This is a genomic window from Polaromonas sp., from assembly GCF_039932935.1.
Lineage (GTDB): Bacteria > Pseudomonadota > Gammaproteobacteria > Burkholderiales > Burkholderiaceae_C > Polaromonas.
The window spans coordinates 1-5244 of record NZ_JBDTPB010000122.1 but is presented as its reverse complement, the minus strand read 5'-3'; the positions used below and the strand labels follow the sequence as shown (position 1 = coordinate 5244).

The 5244-nt window shown below is 58.8% G+C and carries 6 protein-coding genes and 1 pseudogene; 2 read left to right on the top strand and 5 right to left on the bottom strand.

Annotated features, from left to right (window positions below; genetic code table 11):
* The 4 genes from ABI546_RS19405 to ABI546_RS19390 form a co-directional block, all read right to left on the bottom strand.
* A partial coding sequence (locus ABI546_RS19405) for a hypothetical protein (RefSeq protein WP_348049272.1) occupies nucleotides 1-1193 on the bottom strand: 1193 nt, incomplete at its 3' end.
* A gap of 60 nt (nucleotides 1194-1253) precedes the next feature.
* On the bottom strand, nucleotides 1254-2015 hold the full coding sequence (locus ABI546_RS19400) for a hypothetical protein (protein WP_348049270.1): 762 nt from the start codon (nucleotides 2013-2015) through the stop codon (nucleotides 1254-1256).
* A 46-nt stretch (nucleotides 2016-2061) separates the two neighbouring features.
* Nucleotides 2062-2667, bottom strand: coding sequence for a hypothetical protein (locus tag ABI546_RS19395; protein ID WP_348049268.1), 606 nt, complete (start codon nucleotides 2665-2667; stop codon nucleotides 2062-2064).
* Nucleotides 2668-2712: 45 nt separating this feature from the next.
* On the bottom strand, nucleotides 2713-2988 hold the full coding sequence (locus ABI546_RS19390; protein ID WP_348049266.1) for a DnaJ domain-containing protein: 276 nt from the start codon (nucleotides 2986-2988) through the stop codon (nucleotides 2713-2715).
* Between the two features lie 562 nt (nucleotides 2989-3550).
* Here ABI546_RS19390 and ABI546_RS19385 point away from each other — a divergent pair.
* Complete coding sequence (locus ABI546_RS19385) at nucleotides 3551-4039, top strand: hypothetical protein (protein WP_348049264.1); 489 nt, start codon at nucleotides 3551-3553, stop codon at nucleotides 4037-4039.
* A 61-nt stretch (nucleotides 4040-4100) separates the two neighbouring features.
* Nucleotides 4101-4925 (top strand): hypothetical protein, encoded by an 825-nt coding sequence (locus ABI546_RS19380; protein ID WP_348049262.1) that lies wholly within the window; start codon nucleotides 4101-4103, stop codon nucleotides 4923-4925.
* Nucleotides 4926-5107: 182 nt separating this feature from the next.
* Here the strand turns inward: ABI546_RS19380 and ABI546_RS19375 are convergent.
* Nucleotides 5108-5244 (bottom strand): annotated as a pseudogene (locus ABI546_RS19375) (lipoprotein-releasing system ATP-binding protein LolD); the annotation flags it as partial.

Below are 5244 nucleotides of genomic sequence, written 5' to 3'. Positions count from 1 at the left end.
GCCAGCGCGTCGTGGAGCGCGTGAACGGCATCGCTTTGCAGCGTGGCCTGCGCCTCTTCCACAAAGTCATCCCACAAGCTGGCGTAGGCGTCCTGGTGCTGCACCGGCGCGTGGTCGAGGAGGTACTGGTGGGCTAGCGCGGGATTAAAACCGGATTTGCGGATCTTGCGCAGCAGGGTCGCGGCGCTTTTCTCGGTCAGCAGGGTCTTGGGCGCGGAACCGGCGGCCACGCACAGGAACAGGGTTAACAGCGAACCATCGTCCGCATTGCCGCCGGTTACCTTGCTCCACACAGCGGATGCCTGACGGTCATGGTGATCGACCTCGTTCAGGCCGTCTTCGACCCAGAAATACCGGCCCATGAAAGCCGGGCTGCGGTCAAACAGCTGGCGCGGCGGCAGGGCCGCATCGAGTATTTTTGGCGCGTCGGCCATCACGGACTGCCGCACCGCCTCCACCACATCCCACAAGTGAGCGGGTAGTTTTTTCGGAACGACGAGCGGCAGCGCAGCCGCAGACGCAGACGAAGCAGCCCCGTGTTTTTTGCGCAAGGCGGCAATCATCTTCTCGAAGGCGACCCAGTCGGGCATCTCGATGCGGCCCGTCGCCAGCACCAGCAAGGCGGTGCGAATCACCGCTTCGGCATCCTTACCCGCTTCCTCGAGTTCGGCCGCGTCCATGCCCAGCTCCCCGGCAAGCCAGACGGCCGCATCCACCACCTGCGCCACATGGCTGCGCCTGGCAAGTTCGGCCTGGTAGTCGGCCAGGTTGCGCAGCGACCATTTGGCCAGCAGCGGAATGTGCTCGTCGGTGAAGCCGCCGCGTTCATTCATGCCGAAGTGGCTGTTTTGCGGCATGGCGATCAGGGCCTTGAGCATGTCCGAGCCGCCCTTGGAGCGCGACAGCAGCGAGAAATCGCGCAGCGATTCAGCCGCCTGCCAGAGGTCGCCGTGGCAGGAATTTTCGAGGTACACGCTGATCAGGTTCACCATGCGATCGCGGGCTTTTTCAAGGTCCGGGCGCAAAAATTCATTGCCGAAGTAACGCGCGATCTGCACCATGCCCTTGGGGCCTTCGACCCGCATGGTTTCGATTTTTTCGGCAGGGATGATGCCGTGCTGCACGCCGTACTGCAGCGCCTTCTCAAAAAAGTGGCGCGTATCGTAGAGCGAGATGGCGGAAGGCGACGACATGGATACGAAGCTGGTCTGGTCTGGTCTGGTCTGGGTGGGGATGGAGATGACTGCGAAGGCTCAGATCGCCGATTCCTCGTCGGACTCACGCGCCGTCGGTGTGGCCTTGCCGCGATCGGTGTCGCCGGTCTCGACCTTGCCATCGTCCTGCGCATCGTCCTCATTCTCTTCATTCTCCTCATCGGAAGCCGCCTTGTGCGCACTGCCCTTGGCACGCAGCACCATCAGCATTTCAATGAACAGGTCCGGCAGTTCGTAACGCAGTAGCCAGGCGAGCTGCATCCAGTCCTGGTCGGCGATCTCATCCTGCTGAACGCGCGGTTTTTCGTAGGCCGATGCCAGCAGGGCGGACTGGGACAGCATCTTGCCGTACTCGTCGGCCGGCTCAAAGCCGCCGCTGCGCGCAAAGCCCTCGACACGGCTCCACTGGTCGGAAAAATAATCAGCGAGGGCTTCGCTGCCACCCTCCAGGTCGCCGATCGCGGTGAGAAATTCCACCGGGTCCGCGCCCTCCCGGAAGATCACCGCATTGACCATGCCGCGCAGATGCGTGCGGGTCAGGTCCTTGTAGAGCTTTTCAATCACCACGGCGCGGGCAAACTGCGCGGGCGTGACCAGCAGGCCGACCACCGACTCTTTTGAGTTGTCGTACTCGCGAATGACGGCCAGGACGTCCTTGGGCGGCAACTGCTCCAGCACCACCATCAGCGCGGCATCACCTTCGGCGTCGGCCAGCCCGACCAGCGCAGCCTCGGCGCCGACGATGTCGCCGGCCGCAATCAGACTTTGGGTTTTTTCAATCAGGGCGAGATGCTTCGTCATCAGGGTTTTACTTTCCAGTTCATGCTTGCTTGTAGGCTTGCTTGCATCAGTCTTTGGCGTCAAAGCCCTGCTGGACCAGCCAGTCGGAACCTGCCTCGTGGCGTGCCCGAGCATCGGCGCTTTGCTCACGATCGTCATCGCCCTCAAACATCACCAGGGCGCCGTCACCGTCCTCGCCGTTCTCATCACTGTCTTCGTCGTCATCGCCGTCGTCGCTGTCACCATCTGCTTCGGCGCTCACGATGGACGCAGCCACCGGCAAACCGGCCATGTATTCCAGCCCCGCCGTCAGCGTCAGGAATTTCTCGCCGCCGGGCGCCTGCAAGACGATGTGCGCCAGGTCCTGGGCCCAGGGCGCCAGCACAAAGCCATCCGCCAGGCTGCTCCAGGCCGGAAAGCCATCGGCATCGTGGCTGTCGTGGGTGAGCAGGTGTTCCATCACGGTTTTTTCCGTGAAATCAAAACCCTGGTGAAACACCACCGCCACCATCTCGGGGCTGGTGTCCATCATCTGGACCAGAAAGGCCATCTCCTGACGTTTGCCAGCCAGACGCTGGTGCAGCACGTCGCGCCCCTCAGAGTCGAATCGCAGGTCATCCATCTCGGACTGGTAAGCCGAGCGCAGGTCGAGGAAATAGGGAGAGACGCTCATGCTGCAGGGTTTTTCATGGGGTGGTCTTCTTTGGGTCAGCAAGGGTCACAGTAGCGGGTTGAAATAATCGGCCCAGATGGCACGTGCCGTGTCTATCGGGCTGTCGAGCAGGTTGCGCCGGCGGTTGTCGTCATAGGCCTGGCGCTTGTCCGCATCCGACAGCACCTCATAGGCCTGCTGCACCGCCCTGAAACGCTCGGGCGACTCGGGGTTGGCATTTTTGTCCGGGTGCCAGAAGGAGGCCTTCAGGCGAAAGGCTTTTTTGACATCGGCCAGCGTTGCTGCGCTGTCCAGCCCGAGGGCGGTGTAATGATCAGTCATGCAAAGTGCCTGTGTCCTGGACCGCAGGCAGGGAGCTGCACGGCATGTTGAAAGACTCACGAAGTGAGGGGATACACCTGCGCGCGTGGCGGAGGGCTCAAGGATTATGCCTGCCTGGGGCCTTGCAGGGCTGGCGGCCGGTAAATGGCCTTGTTCCGTTCTGGCTCCCACAGGTCGAGCCACTAGTTAGGCCCGAGTGGTCGCAGATAGAGAGGGGGCTAGTTCAACAAGAAAAAACCGGGATGACCCGGTTACCGCTGTATTGAAAATTCCCCCACAAGTGCCTCTCACACCGGGACGGGTCTTGTGGGGGGATTTGCCAGGCCGGGTTATTGGGAGCGATGGTCAAACACAACGAAACCGGCTGTTTGGGCTGCGCTCGTCCATATTGAGGAGGCGGTAATCACACTGCCCGCCTAGAATCAATCGTGCCGTTGGTTTTTATCGAGCTCAACGAAACCGTAAAAGGATAGCAAGTCTTTTAGTCTCGATCCTCCTGGCCGGGTTTCGCAGACGCGAAGGTTATGGCGCAGACCTTGTCGTATGCATTACGTTAGATATCATGGAACTGCCCTATATCGTTGCCGTCTTTTTGAAGACACTTGTGGATGTCGTGTCGAAGCCAGTGCTTCGCATCGGCACTATGAATGGAATCCCGTTCGCGGATATTATCTTTGACGACGAACCGAGACAGACTATCGATGAACGCATCGCGAAGATCGATGCCGCTCGATCAAATCTTGCCGACGCGCTGGTGGCAATCGATGAACTGAAGGCAGCAGCCAGTGCGAACAAGGCTGATCTTGAAGTCGCTCTCGAACAACTTGGTAGGACGCAGGCCGAGCACAACGCAGCCAGAAAGGAACTTGAGCTTGTGCGGCAAGTTGCAAATTCTGACGTCGAGACTTTTCAGCGCCTCGCCGGGGTACCATCGAAATCGCAGATTGCGAAGGAACGAGCATTGGGTTTTGTTTTCGGAGTCATAGCTTCCGTTTTTGCATCCGGAATTTGGTGGGGGGTTACCAAACTTTGGCCTTATTTGAAAACATGACTGTTCGCTCGTCTATGGCTCGCAGGTCATTTCAGCGTCATGTTCCATCCAATAATTGATCATGACGATTCCCTTTGACTGGAAATTCTGGGTGGTCCTGGTCGCCACCTTGGCGGGAGTCTTGATTCCTGTTTGGCTCTGGCGTGCCGACCTTGAGGCGCGCTCGTTGCATATTCGAAAGCTTTCACAAACTTCATTACAACCGCCGGATACCGCAAAGGCGCTAGATCTCCAGGTTTCTTTAGCCGGTGTTGAGCTCCAGACCCCGTATCTCACTGTTTTTGAGCTCGTAAATGATGGCGCTAGGCCCATACCTGCCACGGATTTCGAGTCTCCTCTTGAGATCACGTCCGCGAATAAGGCGGAGATCGTTCGCTCAAGTGTCACCAACGCGAAACCAGCAGACATCACGCCGTCTCTTTCGGTGGTAGCCGGGACGCTGAAAATCATGCCTATGCTGATGAACCCGGGTGATTCGGTGACGATTGCGGTCCTTACTACGAAGGAGGAACCCTTCTTCGTTTCAAAGGCTCGCATCGCCGGTGTCCGAGCAGTTCCGATTCTTGATACAGATACAAAGCCCGTATCACCGGTTCGCTCGGCAGTGATGGCTCTTGCTGCATTGATATGCTGTGTAGCCGCAAACTTGGTTGTCAGTGCGTGGCCAAGCGCGGGGGTGACTTTACGACCACGCGCTTCGTTCGTGGTGTTTATGGTCTCCACACTTGGAGGCGCGCTCCTTCTGACTGCAACTTTGGACGGATTTGGCATACACGGCTTCTTGCCACTCTTGGTGATCTTCCTAGTCTGCATAGTCCTAACCGGCCTCGTCGCAGCCCGGCTAAACCGATCGAGCGAGGCCAAGAGCAAGATCGAGTCAGCCTAGCTCTCGATGGATACTAACGACCTATCGGGTGGTTAAGTTGGATGTTTTGCTTCTATCTTGCAACGATCCAAGGTGTCCTTAAGAAGCAACAGCAGAGCTCCCGCTGACACCGCGCCGCGCTGATGCGATGGCAGCATAGCCAATACGCCAGATAAGCACATCAAACTTATCGACGCAGCCGCTCAACCCCACTCCGACAACCGCCCCGACACCAACCGAAACCGCCGCCCGCAACGCGAGGCCAGCGTTTCATCGTGCGTGACGAGCACAAAGGCTGTGCCGAAATCACGCGCGAGTTGCAGCATCAGTTCAAACACGC